Annotated in this window: 1 protein-coding gene; it reads right to left on the reverse strand. The window is 45.7% G+C overall.

Going from position 1 to position 621, the window contains the following annotated elements:
- Positions 1 to 621, reverse strand: a 621-nt coding sequence (locus R7Z49_RS25975) for a sigma-54 factor interaction domain-containing protein (protein ID WP_318112552.1), incomplete at both ends; no start/stop codon positions are given.

The following is a 621-nucleotide window of genomic DNA, read 5'->3' on the forward strand; positions in this document are numbered from 1 at the left end:
ATGTAACCTAACAGTGAGTACGCAATTTCAATCACATCTTCACCACGTTCGCGAAGAGGCGGGAGATGCAAAGGAATCACGTATAAACGGTAGTATAAGTCTTCGCGGAAACGTCCTTCTTGAACTTCTTTCCAAGGGTCTCGGTTGGTCGCACAAACGAAGCGCACGTCCACACTCTTCATTTTTGAAGAGCCCACTTTCTGGAACGTACCGGTTTGGATGAATCGCAATAATTTGGTTTGTAAGTCCAAATCCATTTCACACAATTCATCGAGGAACAACGTGCCACCATCGGCTAACTCAGCGGCACCTTGACGGTCATTTGCCGCACCAGTAAATGCCCCTTTTACGTGACCAAATAGTTCACTTTCAATTAAGTCTTTAGGTATGGCTGCACAGTTGATGGCAATAAACGGCTTATCACCACGTTTGCTTGCAGCGTGGATGGCTTCTGCGCATACCTCTTTACCCGTACCACTTTCACCAGTAATAAAGATACTCGCTTTACTGCTAGCGGCAGAGTCAATGGTGCGATAGACCTGCTGCATGGTTTGGCTGCTGCCGATAAAACCTTGGTAATTCTGATTACCCGGATTATCTGCTTCATTTTTTAGCTTAGTT

Source organism: Vibrio sp. 1562 (assembly GCF_033340155.1).
GTDB classification, from domain to species: Bacteria; Pseudomonadota; Gammaproteobacteria; order Enterobacterales; family Vibrionaceae; genus Vibrio; species Vibrio alginolyticus.